General features: G+C 71.4%; 20 protein-coding genes. 11 read left to right on the forward strand and 9 right to left on the reverse strand.

What is annotated here, in order from left to right:
- The first annotated feature begins 46 nt into the window (after positions 1-46).
- Positions 47-349: a hypothetical protein gene (locus tag OOK34_RS05935; protein ID WP_267032811.1), complete on the forward strand. Its 303-nt coding sequence runs from the start codon at positions 47-49 to the stop codon at positions 347-349.
- Between the two features lie 60 nt (positions 350-409).
- Here the strand turns inward: OOK34_RS05935 and OOK34_RS05940 are convergent, their stop codons facing one another.
- On the reverse strand, positions 410-1,168 hold the full coding sequence (locus tag OOK34_RS05940) for a ferritin-like fold-containing protein (protein ID WP_267032812.1): 759 nt from the start codon (positions 1,166-1,168) through the stop codon (positions 410-412).
- Positions 1,169-1,641: 473 nt separating this feature from the next.
- On the opposite strand from OOK34_RS05940, the gene OOK34_RS05945 reads away from it, so the two are divergent.
- The 3 genes from OOK34_RS05945 (at position 1,642) to OOK34_RS05955 (ending at position 4,825) form a co-directional block, all read left to right on the forward strand.
- Positions 1,642-3,606 carry a DEAD/DEAH box helicase gene (locus OOK34_RS05945; RefSeq protein WP_267032813.1) on the forward strand — a complete coding sequence of 655 codons (1,965 nt, stop codon included), beginning with the start codon at positions 1,642-1,644 and terminating at the stop codon, positions 3,604-3,606.
- A 98-nt stretch (positions 3,607-3,704) separates the two neighbouring features.
- On the forward strand, positions 3,705-4,577 hold the full coding sequence (locus OOK34_RS05950) for an alpha/beta fold hydrolase (protein ID WP_267032814.1): 873 nt from the start codon (positions 3,705-3,707) through the stop codon (positions 4,575-4,577).
- A 95-nt stretch (positions 4,578-4,672) separates the two neighbouring features.
- Complete coding sequence (locus OOK34_RS05955) at positions 4,673-4,825, forward strand: hypothetical protein (protein WP_007266367.1); 153 nt, start codon at positions 4,673-4,675, stop codon at positions 4,823-4,825.
- Positions 4,826-4,930: 105 nt separating this feature from the next.
- On the opposite strand, the gene OOK34_RS05960 is transcribed toward OOK34_RS05955, so the two are convergent.
- The 5 genes from OOK34_RS05960 to OOK34_RS05980 all read right to left on the reverse strand — a co-directional run bounded on the left by OOK34_RS05960 (position 4,931) and on the right by OOK34_RS05980 (position 9,120).
- Positions 4,931-5,536, reverse strand: a complete 606-nt coding sequence (locus OOK34_RS05960; RefSeq protein WP_267032815.1) for a MarC family protein — start codon at positions 5,534-5,536, stop codon at positions 4,931-4,933.
- Between the two features lie 60 nt (positions 5,537-5,596).
- Positions 5,597-6,463 carry a PHP domain-containing protein gene (locus OOK34_RS05965; protein WP_267032816.1) on the reverse strand — a complete coding sequence of 289 codons (867 nt, stop codon included), beginning with the start codon at positions 6,461-6,463 and terminating at the stop codon, positions 5,597-5,599.
- A 663-nt stretch (positions 6,464-7,126) separates the two neighbouring features.
- Entirely contained in the window at positions 7,127-7,564 is a 438-nt protein-coding gene (locus OOK34_RS05970) for an NUDIX hydrolase (RefSeq protein WP_267032817.1), read from the reverse strand.
- Positions 7,565-7,567: 3 nt separating this feature from the next.
- On the reverse strand, positions 7,568-8,803 hold the full coding sequence (locus tag OOK34_RS05975) for a helix-turn-helix domain-containing protein (RefSeq protein ID WP_267032818.1): 1,236 nt from the start codon (positions 8,801-8,803) through the stop codon (positions 7,568-7,570).
- Entirely contained in the window at positions 8,800-9,120 is a 321-nt protein-coding gene (locus OOK34_RS05980) for a putative quinol monooxygenase (RefSeq protein WP_267032819.1), read from the reverse strand. Before OOK34_RS05980 ends, OOK34_RS05975 begins: the two co-directional genes overlap by 4 nt.
- 136 nt (positions 9,121-9,256) lie before the next feature.
- Between OOK34_RS05980 and OOK34_RS05985 the strand changes: the two genes are divergently transcribed.
- Positions 9,257-9,403 carry a hypothetical protein gene (locus OOK34_RS05985; RefSeq protein WP_267032820.1) on the forward strand — a complete coding sequence of 49 codons (147 nt, stop codon included), beginning with the start codon at positions 9,257-9,259 and terminating at the stop codon, positions 9,401-9,403.
- On the forward strand, positions 9,396-9,650 hold the full coding sequence (locus tag OOK34_RS05990) for a hypothetical protein (protein WP_267032821.1): 255 nt from the start codon (positions 9,396-9,398) through the stop codon (positions 9,648-9,650). The genes OOK34_RS05985 and OOK34_RS05990 overlap by 8 nt, the downstream gene beginning before the upstream one ends.
- 590 nt (positions 9,651-10,240) lie before the next feature.
- Here the strand turns inward: OOK34_RS05990 and OOK34_RS05995 are convergent.
- Positions 10,241-10,888 (reverse strand): DUF6758 family protein, encoded by a 648-nt coding sequence (locus tag OOK34_RS05995; protein ID WP_267032822.1) that lies wholly within the window; start codon positions 10,886-10,888, stop codon positions 10,241-10,243.
- Between the two features lie 57 nt (positions 10,889-10,945).
- A complete protein-coding gene (locus OOK34_RS06000; protein ID WP_267032823.1) occupies positions 10,946-11,530 on the reverse strand; it encodes a suppressor of fused domain protein in 585 nt (194 codons plus the stop codon).
- A 378-nt stretch (positions 11,531-11,908) separates the two neighbouring features.
- On the opposite strand from OOK34_RS06000, the gene OOK34_RS06005 reads away from it, so the two are divergent.
- Both OOK34_RS06005 and OOK34_RS06010 read left to right on the forward strand, forming a co-directional pair.
- On the forward strand, positions 11,909-13,033 hold the full coding sequence (locus OOK34_RS06005; protein WP_267032824.1) for a magnesium and cobalt transport protein CorA: 1,125 nt from the start codon (positions 11,909-11,911) through the stop codon (positions 13,031-13,033).
- A 44-nt stretch (positions 13,034-13,077) separates the two neighbouring features.
- Complete coding sequence (locus OOK34_RS06010; RefSeq protein ID WP_267032825.1) at positions 13,078-13,590, forward strand: hypothetical protein; 513 nt, start codon at positions 13,078-13,080, stop codon at positions 13,588-13,590.
- A gap of 7 nt (positions 13,591-13,597) precedes the next feature.
- Here the strand turns inward: OOK34_RS06010 and OOK34_RS06015 are convergent, their stop codons facing one another.
- Positions 13,598-14,431: a hypothetical protein gene (locus tag OOK34_RS06015; RefSeq protein WP_267032826.1), complete on the reverse strand. Its 834-nt coding sequence runs from the start codon at positions 14,429-14,431 to the stop codon at positions 13,598-13,600.
- 262 nt (positions 14,432-14,693) lie between these two features.
- Here OOK34_RS06015 and OOK34_RS06020 point away from each other — a divergent pair, with 262 nt between their 5' ends.
- The 3 genes from OOK34_RS06020 to OOK34_RS06030 all read left to right on the forward strand — a co-directional run bounded on the left by OOK34_RS06020 (position 14,694) and on the right by OOK34_RS06030 (position 17,841).
- Positions 14,694-15,965, forward strand: a complete 1,272-nt coding sequence (locus OOK34_RS06020) for a CBS domain-containing protein (RefSeq protein ID WP_267032827.1) — start codon at positions 14,694-14,696, stop codon at positions 15,963-15,965.
- Positions 15,955-16,638 (forward strand): DUF1003 domain-containing protein, encoded by a 684-nt coding sequence (locus OOK34_RS06025; protein ID WP_267032828.1) that lies wholly within the window; start codon positions 15,955-15,957, stop codon positions 16,636-16,638. The genes OOK34_RS06020 and OOK34_RS06025 overlap by 11 nt, the downstream gene beginning before the upstream one ends.
- Before the next feature lie 87 nt (positions 16,639-16,725).
- Positions 16,726-17,841 (forward strand): Mrp/NBP35 family ATP-binding protein, encoded by a 1,116-nt coding sequence (locus OOK34_RS06030; protein WP_267036639.1) that lies wholly within the window; start codon positions 16,726-16,728, stop codon positions 17,839-17,841.
- The last annotated feature ends 57 nt before the right edge of the window (positions 17,842-17,898 follow it).

The following is a 17,898-nucleotide window of genomic DNA, read 5'->3' on the forward strand; positions in this document are numbered from 1 at the left end:
TAGGACCGCAGTGACCCGGTTTGCCCTCACGTATGGGAGTGACCAGATGCTGCTGATGGAGGCGCTCGGCTCCGGTCTGCTGGGCCTGGCCCTGGCCGGTGCGGCCGCGCGGGTACTCGCGAAGAGGCTGCCCTCCACCAGAACGGTGCTGGTCAGCGGCGTGGCCGGGGCGCTGTTCGGGGCGTACCTGACGCACATGTCGCTGGGCCCGGGACACAACACCCTGCTCGCGACCCTGCTGGGCGGCGCCGGTGTGTCCGCCGTCGTGCTCTCCCTGCTGCTGCGCCCCGCCGCCCGTTCCGGGAGGTCCCCCCGGCGCGCTCCGTTTTCGCTCTCGTCGGGGAGCTGACTGAGACTCGCGCCCCGCTGGAGCCCCGCGCCGGGACGCCTCCTGGAACCGGGCCGCGGATCAGGCCGCGAGGCCCAGGGCGGCCATGCGCTTGGTGTGCGCCTTGGTGATCCGGGTGAACATCTCGCCGACGGCCGCCAGGTCGAAGCCGGCCGCCATCCCGTCCACGCCGCCGACCAGCATGGTGGACAGCGCGTCGCGCTCGGCGACCACGCGCTGCGCCTGCGAGAGGGCCTCGCCCATCAGCCGGCGGGCCCAGAGCGCGAGGCGGCCGCCGCAGCGCGGGTCGGCCTCGATCGCGGCGCGGACCTTCTCGACGGCGAAGCCGCCGTGGCCGGTGTCGTCGAGGACGCCGACGACCAGGGCGCGGGTGTCGGTGTCGAGGTGGGTGGCGACCTCGCGGTAGAAGTCGCTGGCGATCGAGTCGCCGACGTACGCCTTGACCAGGCCCTCCAGCCAGTCCGAGGGCGCGGTCTGGCGGTGGAAGTCGTCCACGCCCTTGGCGAAGGGCTCCATCGCGGCGGTCGGCTCGGCGTCGATGGCCGCGAGCCGGTCCCGCAGCCGCTCGAAGTGGTGGAACTCGGCGGAGGCCATCTTCGCCAGCTCGGCCTTGTCCCCCAGGGTGGGCGCGAGCTTCGCGTCCTCCGCGAGGCGCTCGAAGGCCGCGAGCTCTCCGTACGCCAGCGCGCCGAGGAGGTCCACGACGGCGGCCCGGTACTGCGGCGAGGCGGAGGCCGTCGCCCAGTCCTGGGCGGCGATGCCCTGCGCCTGCCCGGGGGCGTTCTCGTCGGCGGGAGATGCGTTTTCTACGGTCGACATGCTCCGCACAATAGCCCGCCGAAAGGCCTCACAAGTCACCACACCTACTCACTGTCGATCCCCGTAAACACGCCTACCTGGTGAATTCACCCGACACAGCTGCGAGATTCCGGGGTACAGTGGTAATGCGCCTGCCGAATACTCGGCGGGCCATCCGAATGAGGATGCCCGGTCGGTGGCCCGATCGGCTCCACCCGACCGCCCTCTGTGTGGTGGTACGTCCATGCGTACCGATCCGCACGAGGGGCCCCCTCAGCGGCAGAAGCGCTTGAGCGAAGGCCAGTGGTCCCGCGCAGCTTTGTACGTACGTCGCAGTACTGCAAGCCCGGCACGGTAGGACCCCCTCGCCGCCTCGCGCCGCGTCTCACAGAAGAGGCAGCACCCTGACTACGTTCCGAGACCTCGGGATCTTTCCCGAGACGGCCGAGGCGCTTGAAGCCGTCGGCATCGTGTCCCCCTTCCCGATCCAGGAGATGACCCTCCCCGTCGCCCTCTCCGGCACGGACGTCATCGGCCAGGCCAAGACCGGAACCGGCAAGACGCTCGGTTTCGGCCTTCCGCTGCTGGAGCGGGTCGTCGTCCCCGCGGACGTCGAGGCGGGCCGGGCGAAGCCCGAGCAGCTCACCGACGCCCCGCAGGCCCTCGTGGTCGTTCCGACCCGCGAGCTGTGCACCCAGGTCACCAACGACCTGCTGACCGCGGGCAAGGTCCGCAACGTCCGCGTGCTCGCCATATACGGCGGCCGCGCGTACGAGCCGCAGGTCGAGGCGCTCAAGAAGGGCGTCGACGTGATCGTCGGCACCCCGGGCCGCCTGCTGGACCTGGCCGGGCAGAAGAAGCTCGACCTTTCCCGCGTCAAGGCCCTCGTCCTGGACGAGGCCGACGAAATGCTCGACCTGGGCTTCCTGCCCGACGTCGAGAAGATCATGGGCTACCTGCCCCCGAAGCGTCAGACGATGCTGTTCTCGGCGACCATGCCGGGCGCCGTCATCGGTCTGGCCCGCCGGTACATGTCGCAGCCGACGCACATCCGCGCCGTCTCCGAGGACGGCGAGGGCGCGACCGTCGCCAACATCACGCAGCACGTCTTCCGTGCGCACAACATGGACAAGCCGGAGCTCGTCTCCCGCATCCTGCAGGCCGACGGCCGCGGGCTGGCCATGATCTTCTGCCGTACCAAGCGCACGGCGGCCGACATCGCCGAGCAGCTGGAGAAGCGCGGCTTCGCCTCCGGCGCCGTCCACGGCGACCTGGGCCAGGGCGCCCGTGAGCAGGCGCTGCGCGCGTTCCGCAACGGCAAGGTCGACGTGCTGGTGTGCACCGACGTCGCCGCGCGCGGTATCGATGTCGAGGGTGTGACCCACGTCATCAACTACCAGACGCCCGAGGACGAGAAGACCTTCCTGCACCGCGTGGGCCGCACCGGCCGCGCGGGCAACAAGGGCATCGCCGTCACCCTGGTCGACTGGGACGACATCCCGCGCTGGCAGCTGATCAACAAGGCGCTGGAGCTCGACTTCCACGAGCCCGAGGAGACGTACTCCACGTCCCCGCACCTGTACGAGCAGCTGAACATCCCGGCCGGCACCAAGGGCATCCTGCCGCGTGCCGAGCGCACGCGGGAGGGCCTGAAGGCCGAGCAGCTGGAGGACCTGGGCGAGACCGGCGGACGCGGTGGCCGTGGTGGCCGCGGTCCCGCTGCCGCTGCCGCCGTGGTGACCGAGGAGCGTGCCCCGCGTACGCCGCGCCAGCGCCGCCGCACCCGTGGTGGCTCCGACCTGGGCGCCGAGGCCGAGGCCACTGTGCCGGCCCCGGCCGCCGAGGCTGCCGCCCCGGCCCTCCCGGCCGCCGACGAGGCGCGTCGTCCGCGCCGCCGCCGGACCCGTGCGTCCGTTACGGCCGCCGCCGCGGTGGCCGAGGCCGCCGTCGTCGAGGCTCCGGTGGTGGCCGAGGCCGTCGCCGAGGTCGTCGCCGAGGCCCCGGCCGTGGTGGAGGAGGCCGCGCCGGCCAAGCCGAAGCGCACCCGGACCCGCAAGGCCGCCGCCGCGGTGGTCGATGCCCCGGTGGTCGAGGCTCCGGTGGTCGAGGCTCCGGTCGCCGAGGCTCCGGTCGTCGCCCCGGCCCCGGTGGCCGAGGAGGCCCCGGCCAAGCCGAAGCGCACGCGGACCCGCAAGGTCGCCGTCGCTGCCGAGGCTTCGGTGGCGCAGGCTCCCGAGGCCGCCGACGCCGAGGCGGCCCCGGTCAAGCGACGCCGGACCCCGACGCGCAAGGCCGTGGCCACCCCGATCCCCGACGTGGTCAAGGGCGCCGTCTCCGCCGAGGCTCCCGCCCCGGCGCGCCGGACCCGGACCCGCAAGGCGGCCGCCGCGGCGGCCCCCGAGCCGGACTTCCAGATGGCCCCGCCGGTCGAGCCGCCCAAGGCCCGTCGGCCCCGCTGACCCGGGCAGGGCGCACGCCCGTAGAACGGCCCCGGTCCCCTTTCGAGGGGGCCGGGGCCGTTCTCGTACCCGGGCGTACGGGCCGGTAACCTCGGGCCATGAGCAAGCCGCCGCGCCTCACCCTGCCACCCGTCGCCCGCGCGTACCGCCTGACCACCGCCCGCGGCGAGTTCGCCGTGCACGAGGCGGGTGAGCCGGTGCGCGGAACCGCCCTGCTGGTCCCCGGGTTCACGGGCAGCAAGGAGGACTTCATCGCCCTCCTGGAGCCGCTCGCCGCCGCCGGCTACCGGGTGGTCGCCGTCGACGGGCGCGGCCAGTACGAGAGCCCCGGCCCGCGCGAGGAGGCCGCGTACGGGCTGGAGGAGCTGGCCCGCGACCTGCTGGCGCAGGCCCTGGCGCTCGGCCCGGGGCCGCTGCACCTGGTCGGGCACTCCTTCGGCGGGCTGGTCGCGCGCGCCGCGGTGCTGCGCGACGCCGCCCCCTTCGCCTCGCTCACCCTGATGAGCAGCGGGCCCGCCGCGGTCGTGGAGGCCCAGCAGGACCGTACGAAGCTGCTGGTCGCGGCCCTGGAGGTGATGCGGGAAACTGCGCCCACCGAAAGCATGCCCGTGGTGTGGGAGGCGATGCGGGCCCAGGATCCGCAGGACGCCGTGCCCGACTCCCCCGAGCTGGCGGCGTTCCTGCGCGAGCGGTGGCTGGCCACCGTGCCGGAGCAGCTGATCGCCACCGGCCGGGTGCTGGTCGCGGAGCCCGACCGGGTGGCGGAGCTGGCGGCGGTGCCGCTGCCCAAGCTCGTCCTGTCCGGAGTGGTCGACTACGCGTGGCCGGTGCCGCTGATGGACGAGATGGCGATCCGACTGGCTGCTTCCCGGGTGGTGGTCGAGGGTGCGGAGCACTCCCCAAACGCGGAGAACCCGCAGGTCACGGCCGGTTCTCTAGTCGACTTCTGGGGATCCTTGAGTGGCCGGTAGTTAGCTAAGGAAAAAATTTCCTTAGCGTAGGGAATGTTTCTCGTGCGGCCCCCGTTGAACCCTGTGCAAGGAGAACACCGACGAAGGGAGAAGCCGTGCGCTTCGAGATTCTGCGCCTGGACGATGTCGACGGAACCGCCGTGGACAGCACCGTCGTGGACGCGGCCTCCGTCAACCGGATCGTGCAGCAGGCGGCCGCCATCGGCCAGCGCATCCTGATCCGACCGGCCGAGAGTGCGTCCTCCTGATGCTTCCCGAAACGCCCCCGCACCGAATCGGTGCGGGGGCGTTCGCATGCGTGCGGACCGGTCATGCGGACCGGCCGGGCGGACCAGTCGGGCGGACCGGTCGGGTCAGGCGCCGCGGACGACCTGGAGGACGCCGTTGATGATCTGCTGGACGGCGATGGCCGACAGCATCATGCCGGCGAGCCGGGTGACCAGGACGACGCCGCCGTCCTTGATGACCCGGATGATCACCAGCGAGTAGCGCATGGTCAGCCACAGCACCACGTGCATGGCGACGATCGCGCACCACACCGAGACCTGCCCGGTCAGCCCGTCGGCCTTCTGCACCGCCAGGATGACGGACACGATCGCACCGGGACCGGCCAGCAGCGGCATGCCGAGCGGGACCAGCGCGACGTTGACGTCCTTGGTCTGCTTGGGCTCGTCGGTCTTGCCGGTGAGCAGGTCGAGCGCGATCAGCAGGAGCAGCAGACCACCCGCGATCATGAGCGCCGGGACGGAGACGTGCAGGTAGTCCAGGATCTGCTGGCCGCAGATGCCGAAGACGGCGATGACACCGAAGGCCACGCAGACGGCCTGCCAGGCCATGCGGCGCTGGACCTTCGCGGGACGGCCGGAGGTCAGCGCGAGGAAGATCGGCGTGATGCCCGGGGGGTCCATAATCACAAAAAGCGTGAGAAAAAGGGATCCGAAGACGGCGAAATCAAACACAGTGATGCCTTGCAGGTGAGGGGTGTTACCAAGAAGCGGAGGGGGATGTGGGCGCGGCGCTTACGCGCGGGCGTCTCCACCGGCGCCCGGCACGGGGAAGGCCCCCGTCGCGCGGCGCGTGATCTCGCCGTAGATCTCGGGGTCGGTCGTGTACTCCCCGAGACGACAGGTCTTGCGGCTGCCGTGGTAGTCGCTGGAGCCGGTCGTCAGCAGTCCGAGGTCCCCGGCCAGTCCGCGCAGCCGGGCGCGGGTGTCGGTGTCGTGGTCCATGTGGTCCACCTCGATGCCGTCGAGGCCGGCGGCCGCGAGGGCGGCTATCGCGGACTCGGGCACGCACTCGCCGCGCTTGACGGCGGCGGGGTGCGCGAAGACGGTGACCCCTCCGGCCGCCTTGACCAGGCGGATGGCGTCGAAGGGGTCGAGCTCGTGCTTCTCGGCGTACGCGCGGCCGCCGTCGGCGAGCCAGTCCGCGGTGAACGCGTCGGACACGGTGGGGACGACCCCCAGCTCGACCATGGCGGTGGCGATGTGCGGGCGGCCGACGGAACCGTTGCCGGCGATCCGGGCCACCTGCTCCCAGGTGACGTCCACGCCGAGGGCCTGGAGCTTGCCGACCATCGACTGGGCGCGGGGGGTGCGGTCGTCCCGTACGAGTTCCCGCTCGCGGGCGAGCTCGGGCTCCTCCGGGTCGAAGAGGTAGGCCAGCATGTGCAGCCCGATGCCGTCGAGACGGCAGGACAGTTCGGCGCCGGTCACCAGGGTGAGACCGGGCGGCAGGGCCGCGATCGCCTCGGCGTATCCCCCGACGGTGTCGTGGTCGGTCAGCGCGACCACGTCCAGCCCGGCGGTCGCGGCGTTGCGCACCAGTTCGGCGGGGGTGTCGGTGCCGTCGGAGGCCGTGGAGTGGGCGTGCAGATCGATGCGCACAGCCGGACTCCAGGGTTCACGCGGACGGGGGACACTCCAGGGTACCGCCCGACGCCCGCCGAATGATCCCGCCGGGCGGGGGGGGTACGCCGGTTGCGGCGCGGGCCCGGGGGCCGGGCGGTGGCTGCCCACCCGCCTCGTTGTCTGCGGGCCGGGGTGCGGGGGGCGGGGTTTCGGCTGGGCGGTGTCAGGGCTGGTTTGGGGGTTTCCCGTCAGTCCCATCGTCCTTCCGGTTCGGGCCGGTCCGTCAAGGGCGCTCCTTCGTCGCGTCGCTTCGCGATGGCCTTCGGCCACCCTTGACAGACCAGCCCGCCCCGGAAAGACAAGGACTGCCGAGAACCCCCCAAAAGAACGGTCACGGAGCAAGGGGAAGGAACGGGCGCCTCAGCGATCAGGCGAGGGGCCGGGCCTTGCCACGCCGGGCATCCGGGCCAGTCCCAGAAGGGCCCAGGGCCAGGGGCCCGGGGCGCGACAGATCGCTACACGCTCCTCATATCTCAGCGACTACCGGCCGCCTGGGGCTGATCCCTGCACCAAATGACGACCAGGGCGAGGCGGGAAGCGCGGAGGCGCATCAGATCGCTACGCGCTTCTCAGATCTCAGCGGCCGACGGCCGTCCGGGGCTGATCCCCTCACTGGATGGTGGGGGGAGGCGAGCCAGCTCACCGCTCCGTGAGCAGTCGGCATCCATCATGGCTTCGCACATGGGGTCCGTTCCCGTCGAGGGCGTCCAGCAGGCGAATCGCGTATGCCTCGGCCATCCGCTCGGACACTTCTCGGGGCGTGAGCCATTGAACTGCGGTGGTCTCAACCGAGACGCGCTCCACACCTCCTGAGGGCTTGCAGCGGAACACGAGGGCCACGACTCCCGCCACGATGTTCTTGTACACGCCGGTGAGTTGGTCCACCTCGACGTGTATCCCGGTTTCCTCCAGGACCTCCCGCCGGACCCCGTCCTCCGGGGTCTCCTTCAGCTCCAGCACTCCCCCCGGCAACTCCCACATGCCGTTGTCCGCCCGACGGATCGCCAGCAACCGACCGTCGTCCCGCACCACTGCCGCAGCTACTGACACGGAGTGGCGTGGCGTTGACCCGGGCACGTCTCAACCGAGGCTGTCTGTGCGCTCGGCCAGCGCACGGAGTTCGTCGGAGGCGGTACGGCCAGCGCTGAGTACGAGGTCCCTGATGACCGTCCGGGCTGCGAGGTGGGTGCGGATCATCTCGGGTGCCAATTCCTCGGCGCGCAGTAGGCAGTCCAGCGCGTCTGCGTACTGACGGCGTTGCGCGTGGGCTCGACCCATGTCCATCAGCAGGCGTGCCTGGCGCTCGGCGGACAGGCCGTCCGCGTGGAGCCCCTTGGAGAGGTCGAGGGCCTCGCCGGCGTCTCCGAGGTCGACTGCGGTTGAGACGGCTTGGATCTCCACGTTCGTGGGGCCGAACTCGAGGTTGAAGTCGTTGCGGTCCTCGCCCAGCCGTCGGCCGACGCTGCGCGCGGCCTCGATCTGCTGCCGCGCGGAAGATCTTTCGCCCGCGCGGGCATGGACGAGCGCCAGCACCAGGTGCAGTGATCCCAGGACGGAAAGGTGCTGGGGTGTGGGTTCGTCGGCCGTGGCGTTTTCGAGGGCGCTGATGGCCGTAGTGGCGGCACGCTCCGCCTGGTCGAGGTGCTTCAGGCGTACGAAGGCGTGGCACAGGCGGTAGGTCCCGGCGAACACGCTCAGTGGATTGCCCGAAAGTTCGGCCGCGTGAATCGCCCGGTCCGCTGCGACCCATGCGGCATCTGCCTCGTGCTGGCGCACGAAAGCCGCAGCCAGGGCCTGGTAAGTCCTGGCCAGCAAATCGCGCAGTTCAGGTTGGTGCTCAGCTGTCGCCGTACGGCAAGCCTGCTCCAAGCTCGGGACCAACGCACTTATCTCAGCACTCAGTTCGGCAAACCGGGCGCTGTGGGTGAGTTCCCAGATCCTGTCCACCGACGAGCGAAGGCCAGGGAGGGCTTCCGGCTGGAAGTCCTGGCGTGGAGTGAGGAGGACATTCAGCGCTGGATGCCCAGACAGCGCCAGACGAGCTTGGTCGAGGTCGTTCGTTTCCAACTCGAGCGACGGCGCGGCCTCGGCCGGGGGTGGCGCGTCGGGCTGGAGGACCTGGAGCGGCACGCCAAGGCCGTCAGCGAGAAGCCGCAGCACGTCCAGGCGGTTCACCGGCTGGATACCCCGCTCGACCTGCGACAGCCAACTCGCCGTGCGGCCAATGGCCGCAGCGAGTTCTCCCTGCGTCACGCCCTTCTGCTTGCGCAGATTGGCCACGCGCGCCCCAAAGACGCGCCGCTCCTCGGAACTCACTGCCGTGCCGCCACCTTCCCACCGATCACGTCGAGGAAGGTCACCTCGACACCGGCAAGGTACTGGTCCCGCTGGGCAAGGAAGTGCTTGGTATGCGGCTGCACCTCGTGGGCGTCGAAGGCCGCACGGTCCGCGTACAGCTCGTAGAACACGCGCACCAAGGGCTCGCCCTCCGGCACGTGCACCACGTAGGTCAGCGTGCCCGGCTCCGCGCCCTTGATGCCCTCCAGGGTGATCGCACACAGCTCATCGAATGCCTTCGCGGCCTCCTGATCGCGCAGCGAGAAGCGCACGATCAGGCCGAATCCGTCGCTCATACGTGCTCCTTTCGAGTCGCAGACAGTCTCGCAGGCACGCAGACATCCTGCGAGTAACAGTTTCCCTTGATTCACAGAAACACTGCGAGTAGCGTCGTAGTCACTCTGCTACCGAACGTGAGCAAGGAGGGCATGCATGCCCCAGGTCCCCGTGGACAGCAGCGATGGCAGCCAGCCAAAGACCGTGGCTGCGACCATCACGCCGAGTGCGGATCTACTCGACCGGGCGTTGGCCGGCTGGGAGCGCTTCCTCAGCACGTTCGAGGCGGCGTCCGATGAGTGAGTGCTACGAGTACGTGCCGCACCGGCTCCTCCACCGACGCGTGCGCGACATCGCTTCGGGTGTCGAGGGCGTGCTCATGGCCGTGATCAACGAGAACGTCTCCGACACCGGCATCGAGCGCTGGATGGAGCTCGCCTACATCCGGGGCGTCTCCGGCCGCGAATTCACCACGGCCGTCAACAACGTCGAGCCGGCCTATGACCAGCCCCAGACGGCCGCTGGCCGCCGAGATCCGAGAAGCGCGTAGCGATCTGATGCGTCCATGCGTTTCCCCCGCCGCTCTGGTCGTCATTTGGTGTGGGTATCAGCCCCGGACGGCCGTCGGCCGCTGAGATATGAGAAGCGCGTAGCGATCTGATGCGCCTATGTGCTCCGCCCGCCGCCCTCATCACCATCTGGTGCAGGGATCGACCCCAGACGGCCGTCGGCCGCTGAGACGGGAGAAGCGCGTAGCGATCTGGTGCGCACCGGGCCCCCGGCCCTGGGCACTCCTTGCGCGGGCCCGGATGCCCGGCAGGCCGACGCCCGGCGCCTCGCCTCTTCGCTGACGGGGCCGCTCCTCCCCTCCTGCCCCGTGACCGTTCCTTTGGGGGGTTCTCGGCAGTCCTTGTCTTTCCGGGGCGGGCTGGTCTGTCAAGGGTGGCCGAAGGCCATCGCGAAGCGACGCGACGAAGGAGCGCCCTTGACAGGCCGGCACGAACCGGAAGGACGATGGGACTGACGGGAAACCCCCAAACCGGCTCTGACACCGCCCCGCCGAAACCCCGCCCCCCGCACCCCGGCCCGCAGACAAAGGGACAGGTGGGCAACCACCGCTCGGCCCCGGGGTCGACCGCGTTAAGAGGGGGAACCCAAAATGCGGGGGCTGAGGGCGCCGCAGGGGAGGAGTTCGACCTCCGCGCCCGCGTCGCGCAGGTCGGTGAGGACGAGTTCGTCGTACATCAGGAGGCCCGTCTGTTCCGGCCAGACGATGGCCCACAGCCACAGCCCCCGCGCCTCGCCGGCGAACACGGCCCGGTCGTCCGGGACCCCGGAGACGTGCCACAGCGGTGTGGGCCGGCCCGCCGCGACGACCTTGGCGTGCGGCGGGGCCGAGACGTCGATGTGCGGGCCGGGGTCGGGGGAGTCGATGCCCGCGAAGCGGGAGCCGAGCCCGACGCCCAGTTCCTCCGCGATCAGCAGCAGCTCCCCGAGGCCGCCCAGCGGTCCGGGGCCCGTGCAGGCGACGGCGGTGGCCCGGCCGCCGCTGCGGTCGTCGCCGGCGACGGCCACCCCGGTGAACAGCCATCCCACCGGCAGCGGCCACGGCATCCACACGGGCACGTTCGCCCGGTTGACGACGACCTCCAGCCCCTCGACGCTGGGCGGGATCACAGGCTGTAGCGGGTGGACGGCGCCGTGCACCGCGCACTGCCAGGAGTCGGCGAAGAGGCCGGGCGCGCGGACCCGGCCACCACACTTCGGGCAACTCGGTTCGCCCCTCATATGAAGCACGCTCCTCCCCGCCCGGGGCGTCGTCAAGACGCGATCACCCGTCCGGGCTCAGTCCAGTGCGACGGCCGTACGCAGAGGGTCCCGCAGATCCGTGCCGCGCGCGAGCCAGCGCTCCTGGAGGGCGGCCGCGCCGTGCACCCGCTTCCAGGCGGCCTCGTTCGCCGTCATGGGAAGGAGGGGGAGGAAGCGGACGGGGTCCATGGGCTCGTCCAGTTCCAGGTCCTCGACGAGTCCGCCCGGTTCCGCGACGAGGACGGAGCTGAACGGCGCCCCCTCCCACAGGGGTTCGCCCACGTCCAGCGAGGCTCCGGGGGCCACGACCAGCCCTTCGACCATCGGGGAGGCCGCCAGGACCGCCAGCGGCCGCAGCAGCTTGTCGGTGGGCGCGAGCCCCGCCCGTACCGTCAGGACCAGCTCGGCGCGCGGGCCGCGCACCGGATCGGCGACGACGGCGGTCGGGTCGGTCATCGGGTGGGCGGACATGCCGAGGGTCGCGTACCGGACGAGGTCGCCCCCGGCGAAGCGGAGGACCTCGATGCGGTCGGTGCCCAGGAAGGTGACGGAGGCGCGGGCGTCGGGTTCGCCGAACGCGTTGCGCAGCCGGGCTTCGACGAGGGCCAGAATTTCTGCCATGGAGTGAGCATAGAACTCGTATCCGCCGGGTAAAGGACGGGCTTTGACCATCCGTCGGCTGATAGTGTTGACAGCTGGTCGGGGCCGCACGCAGAAGCGTTGTTTCAGAGGCCCGGCGACCAGGACGTCCCTCACGGGGGACCGGCCGGAGGAGGTGGGGCTGCGATGGATCGAAGTCGATCGTGCAGTACCAATCGCTCTTCGGCGTCTTTCAAGGGCGGCTCCAGCCCCCTTTGATCTTCTGATCAGCAGAAGAGCGACGGCAGAACTTTGTCCTCCCGTCCTGTTTTCCCTCCGTCAGCCCGGGTTTGCCCGCCCACGGCCACAGAGGGCCTCCCACCCGTACGGTCCGCAGCCGTGCGCGCGAAGGAGCCTGCCATGTCGATGCTGCCCTACCTCCGTGCCGCCGTCCGTCCGGCACTGCGCCGGTCCACCCCCGTACAGCCCGGCTACGACACCACCCGCGACCCCTCCGCCAGCAGCGCGGTGGTCGACTGCGCCGTGTACCGCGACGGCCGGCGCGACCGGCGGGAGCCGGGCGGGGCCTGCCTGACGCCGCGTGAGGCCCTGCGCCGGGTCCGCGAGGACGGCGGTTTCGCGTGGATCGGCCTGCACGAGCCCACCGAGGCCGAGTTCGCCGGGATCGCCGCCACCTTCGGCCTGCACCCGCTCGCCGTGGAGGACGCGGTGCACGCGCACCAGCGGCCGAAGCTGGAGCGCTACGACGAGACGCTCTTCACCGTCTTCAAGACGATCCACTACGTCGAGCACGCCGAACTCACCGCCACCAGCGAGGTGGTGGAGACCGGCGAGGTGATGTGCTTCACCGGCCCCGACTTCGTCATCACCGTCCGGCACGGCGGCCAGGGGTCCCTGCGGAGCCTGCGCCACCGCCTCCAGGACGACCCGGAACTGCTCTCGCGGGGCCCCTCGGCCGTGCTGCACTCCATCGCCGACCACGTGGTCGACGGCTACATCGCGGTCGCGGCGGCCGTACAGGACGACATCGACGAGGTGGAGAGCGCGGTCTTCGCCGCCCCCTCCAAGGGCGTCAGCCGGGGCGGCGACGCGGGCCGCATCTACCAGCTCAAGCGCGAGGTGCTGGAGTTCAAGCGGGCGGTCTCGCCGCTGCTGCGGCCGATGGAGCTGCTGAGCGAGCGGCCCATGCGGCTGGTGGACCCGGACATCCAGAAGTACTTCCGCGACGTGGCCGACCACCTCGCGCGGGTGCACGAGCAGGTCATCGGCTTCGACGAGCTGCTGAACTCGATCCTCCAGGCGAACCTGGCCCAGGCCTCCGTCGCCCAGAACGAGGACATGCGCAAGATCACCTCCTGGGCGGCGATCATCGCCGTGCCGACGATGATCTGCGGCGTGTACGGGATGAACTTCGACCACATGCCGGAGCTGCACTGGCGCTACGGCTATCCGCTGGTGATGGCCACCATCGTCGGGAGCTGTTTCGCCATCCACCGGACCCTGCGCCGCAACGGCTGGCTGTAGCGGCCGGCGGCGCCCGGCGGGAGGGCACCGCCTACCCTGTGCGCATGACTCTCAGCGCACTCGACCTGGCCCTCGTCGAGGAGGCCTCCAAGAAGTCCGGCCTCATCTGGGTCCGCGGCTCCGGTGCCGACCGGGCCCTGTGGCACGCCTGGGTGGACGGCGCCGCGCACGTGCTCGGCGACGGGCCCGGCGAGCAGCCCTTCCCCGGACTCGCCGACGGCTCCTCGGCCGAGGTGACCGTACGCAGCAAGGACAAGGGCGGCCGGCTCGTGGCCTGGACCGCGGCCGTACGGGAACTCGTACCCGGCAGCGAGCCGTGGGAGGCCGCCGTCGCCGAGCTGAAGGGCAAGCGGCTGAACGCGCCGGACTCGGAGGCGATGACGGAGCGCTGGGCCCGGGAGTGCCGGCTGCTGCGGCTGGAGCCGGTGGCGGTGGACGGGCAGCTCCCCGACGGTTCGCTGGCCGCCCGGCCGCTGGGCTCCCCCGCGGTCACCCGCAGGCCGATCCCGGCGAGCCTGCCGAAGCTGCTGCTGAAGCGGAAGAAGGCCAAGCGGTAGGAGCGGGTCAGCCCGTGCCGGGGTTCGAGCCCGTGCCGGAGCCCGTGCCCGAGCCCTGGGCGGGGGACTTCGAGGGGGCCGGGGTGCCGGTGGGGCCGGCGCCCTTGCCGTCCTTGGTGGTCGGCAGCTGGCTGCCGTAGTCCAGGGTCTGGTCCTGGGCGGGCGCCTCCAGCGGGAAGGGCTTGCCCCATTCGGACAGCTCCACCCGGCCCGCGCCGCCGGCGCGCTCCATCAGCAGCGGGTACGGGGTCCCCTCCAGGGACACCGAGAGCTTGCCGCCCTTGCCCGCGGCCGCCGACAGCGGCACGGCGCGGGTGTGCCCGACCGTGGTGTAGCCGCCCTTGGTGAGCTGGCCCTGGAGGCCGAGGAGCCCGTCGAGCAGGACGTGCATGTCGGTGAAACCGCGGAACTGCTTGTAGGTGGGGTCGCTCTCGGGCACCTTCACGTACTTGTCGCCGAGCTTGCCGGCCGAGTCCGACTTGCCCCAGAAGGCCGCGCTCGCCTTCAGGTACAGCTGCTCGCCGACCCGCAGCAGCTGGAAGGTGTCCTCGGCCGACTTCACCTCGCCGGAGCCGCCGTCCGCCTTCAGCCGCATGTCGAGGGTGAAGGTCTTGCCGCCGCTGACGAGCGTGCCGGACAGGTGGACGGAGGCGGCTGCGGTGGCGGCGGCCTTCGCCTGGCCCTCGATCTTGTCGGCGGCGAGCTTGCCCACCCCGTTCGTGCCCTTGTCGGGGTCCGTCTTCTCCGCGGCGCAGCCCGTCCCGGCGACGGCGAGGCCCGCGCACAGGGCACCGATGAAGGCGGCCCGGCGCAACCGTACGGCGGGGGTGTAGGCGGTCACGGGCGGGCGCCTCTCGTCGGGGGTCTGCTGGAGGGTGCTCCCCGGCCTCCGGCAGGGGGCAGCCCCACCCGGCGTCGGCCGGGGGGAGCCCCACCCGGCGTCGGCCGGGGGGAGCCGCAGGCAGCGTACCCGCCCGTGGACGCGGTCCCGGCGGACCCCCGGGCACACCCCGGGCGGACGGCCCCACCAGGACGCTTTCCTCCGGCACGGGCTAGCCTGAGGCACGGCAGGACTGTTGATGGACGCTCTAGGAGGCGCACGGATGGCTGCAGGCGCCCCGCGGATCTTCGTCTCGCATCTGTCGGGTGTGCCCGTCTTCGATCCCAACGGCGACCAGGTCGGCCGGGTCCGCGACCTCGTCGCGATGCTGCGCGTCGGCGGCCGTCCGCCCCGGCTGCTGGGCCTGGTGGTCGAGGTGGTCAGCCGGCGCCGGATCTTCCTGCCCATGACCCGGGTGACGGGCGTGGAGTCCGGGCAGGTCATCACCACCGGTGTCGTCAACATGCGGCGCTTCGAACAGCGCCCCACCGAGCGGCTGGTCCTGGGCGAACTGCTGGACCGCCGGGTGACGCTGGGGGCCACGGGCGAGGAGGTCACCGTCCTGGACGTGGCCATCCAGCAGCTGCCGGCCCGCCGCGACTGGGAGATCGACCGGATCTTCGTACGCAAGGGCAAGGCCGGCGCGCTGCGCCGGCGCGGCGAGACCCTGACCGTGGAGTGGTCGGCGGTCACCGGCTTCTCCCTGGAGGAGGAGGGCCAGGGCGCCGAGAACCTGGTCGCGACCTTCGAGCAGATGCGCCCGGCGGACCTGGCGAACGTCCTGCACCACCTGACGCCGAAGCGGCGCGCCGAGGTGGCCCACGCCCTCGACGACGACCGGCTCGCGGACGTCCTGGAGGAGCTCCCCGAGGACGACCAGGTGGAGATCCTCGGCAGGCTGAAGGAGGAGCGCGCGGCCGACGTCCTGGAGGCGATGGACCCGGACGACGCGGCCGACCTGCTCTCCGAGCTGCCCGAGGAGGAGAAGGAGCGGCTGCTGACCCTGATGCAGCCGGACGACGCCGCCGACGTGCGGCGCCTGCTGTCGTACGAGGAGAACACCGCGGGCGGTCTGATGACCACCGAGCCGATCGTGCTGCGCCCGGACGCCACCGTCGCGGACGCGCTGGCCCGCGTACGCAAGTCGGACCTGTCCCCGGCGCTGGCGGCGCAGGTCTACGTGTGCCGGCCGCCGGACGAGACCCCGACGGGCAAGTACCTGGGGATGGTGCACTTCCAGCGGCTGCTGCGGGACCCCCCGTTCACCCTGGTCAGCTCGCTGGTGGACACCGACCTTCCGCCGCTGCTTCCGGACGCCTCGCTGCGCGCCGTGACCAGCTACCTGGCCGCGTACAACATGGTCGCGGCGCCCGTCGTCGACGAGAGCGGCTCCCTGCTGGGAGCGGTCACCGTGGACGACGTACTGGACCACCTGCTGCCCGACGACTGGCGGGAGACGGACTTCCATTCCGAGGAGGCCGTACATGGCCACTGAGCGGGGGCGCGGCGAGGCCGCGCGCGAACGGCGCCGGGAGCGGCGCGAGCATGCCCGGGACGGGCTCTCGGAGCGGCTGGAGGAGGCCGCGGAGCGGCTGCGTACCGAGCGGCTGGAACGTTCCGCCGAACGGTCGAAGAGCGGTGCGCCCGCCGGGGCGAGTGCGCTGACGCGTTCGCGCGTACGGCTGGACCAGCCGCGCCCGGGGCGCCGCAGGCTGCTGCCCGAGTACGACCCGGAGGCCTTCGGGCGGCTGTCGGAGAAGGTCGCGCGGTTCCTCGGCACGGGCCGGTTCATCGTCTGGATGACCCTGGTCATCGTGGTGTGGGTGCTGTGGAACATCTTCGCGCCCGACCACCTGCGCTTCGACCAGTACCCCTTCATCTTCCTGACGCTGATGCTCTCGCTCCAGGCCTCGTACGCGGCCCCGCTGATCCTGCTCGCGCAGAACCGGCAGGACGACCGCGACCGGGTCAACCTGGAGCAGGACCGCAAGCAGAACGAGCGCTCCATCGCCGACACGGAGTACCTGACCCGGGAGCTCGCGGCGCTGCGGATGGGCCTGGGCGAGGTCGCCACCCGGGACTGGATCAGGTCGGAGTTCCAGGACCTGATCAAGGAGATGGACGAGCGGCGTCTATTCCCCGGTGAAAGTGACGAAGTCGACCGCTGACGGGCTTACCTGAGCCCTGCTACCGAGCCGTACCATCGGGGCATGGCTACCGAGACACCCTCCGCCGCCGTGCCGGAGCAGGACGCGATCCTGGACGCGCTGGCGACGGTCAACGACCCCGAGATCCACCGGCCGATCACCGAGCTCGGCATGGTCAAATCGGTGGAGATCGGCGAGGGCGGCGCCGTCGCCGTCACGGTCTACCTCACGGTGTCGGGCTGCCCCATGCGCGAGACCATCACCAAGAACGTCACCGAGGCCGTCGAGAAGGTCGCGGGCGTCACCTCCGTCGCCGTCTCCCTGGACGTGATGAGCGACGAGCAGCGCAAGGAGCTGGCGGCCTCGCTGCGCGGCGGCACCGCCGAACGCGAGGTGCCCTTCGCCAAGCCCGGCTCGCTGACCCGCGTCTACGCGGTCGCCTCCGGCAAGGGCGGCGTCGGCAAGTCCTCCGTCACGGTCAACCTGGCCGCGGCGATGGCGGCCGACGGCCTGAAGGTCGGCGTGGTCGACGCGGACATCTACGGCCACAGCGTGCCGCGGATGCTCGGCGTCGAGGGCCGTCCGACCCAGGTCGAGAACATGATCATGCCGCCGTCGGCGCACGGCGTGAAGGTCATCTCCATCGGCATGTTCACCCCGGGCAACGCGCCGGTGGTGTGGCGCGGCCCGATGCTCCACCGCGCCCTCCAGCAGTTCCTCGCCGATGTGTACTGGGGCGACCTGGACGTGCTGCTGCTGGACCTGCCGCCGGGTACCGGTGACATCGCGATCTCCGTGGCGCAGCTGGTGCCGAACGCCGAGATCCTCGTCGTGACCACCCCGCAGCAGGCCGCCGCCGAGGTCGCGGAGCGGGCCGGCTCGATCGCGGTGCAGACCCACCAGAAGATCGTGGGCGTCGTCGAGAACATGTCGGGCCTGCCGTGCCCGCACTGCGACGAGATGGTGGACGTGTTCGGCTCGGGCGGCGGCCAGAAGGTCGCCGACGGCCTGACCAAGACGGTCGGCGCGACGGTGCCGGTGCTGGGCTCGATCCCGATCGACGTCCGGCTGCGCGAGGGCGGCGACGACGGCAAGCCCGTGGTCCTGTCCGACCCGGACTCCCCGGCGGGCGCGGCACTGCGCACGATCGCCGGCAAGCTCGGCGGCCGTGCCCGCGGCCTGTCGGGCATGTCCCTGGGCATCACACCGCGCAACAAGTTCTGACGTAGGCGGCCCCGTGCGGGGCCGCGCAGCGAAGGGCACCGCCGGCCGGCGGTGCCC

Source organism: Streptomyces sp. NBC_00091, assembly GCF_026343185.1.
Classification (GTDB): domain Bacteria; phylum Actinomycetota; class Actinomycetes; order Streptomycetales; family Streptomycetaceae; genus Streptomyces.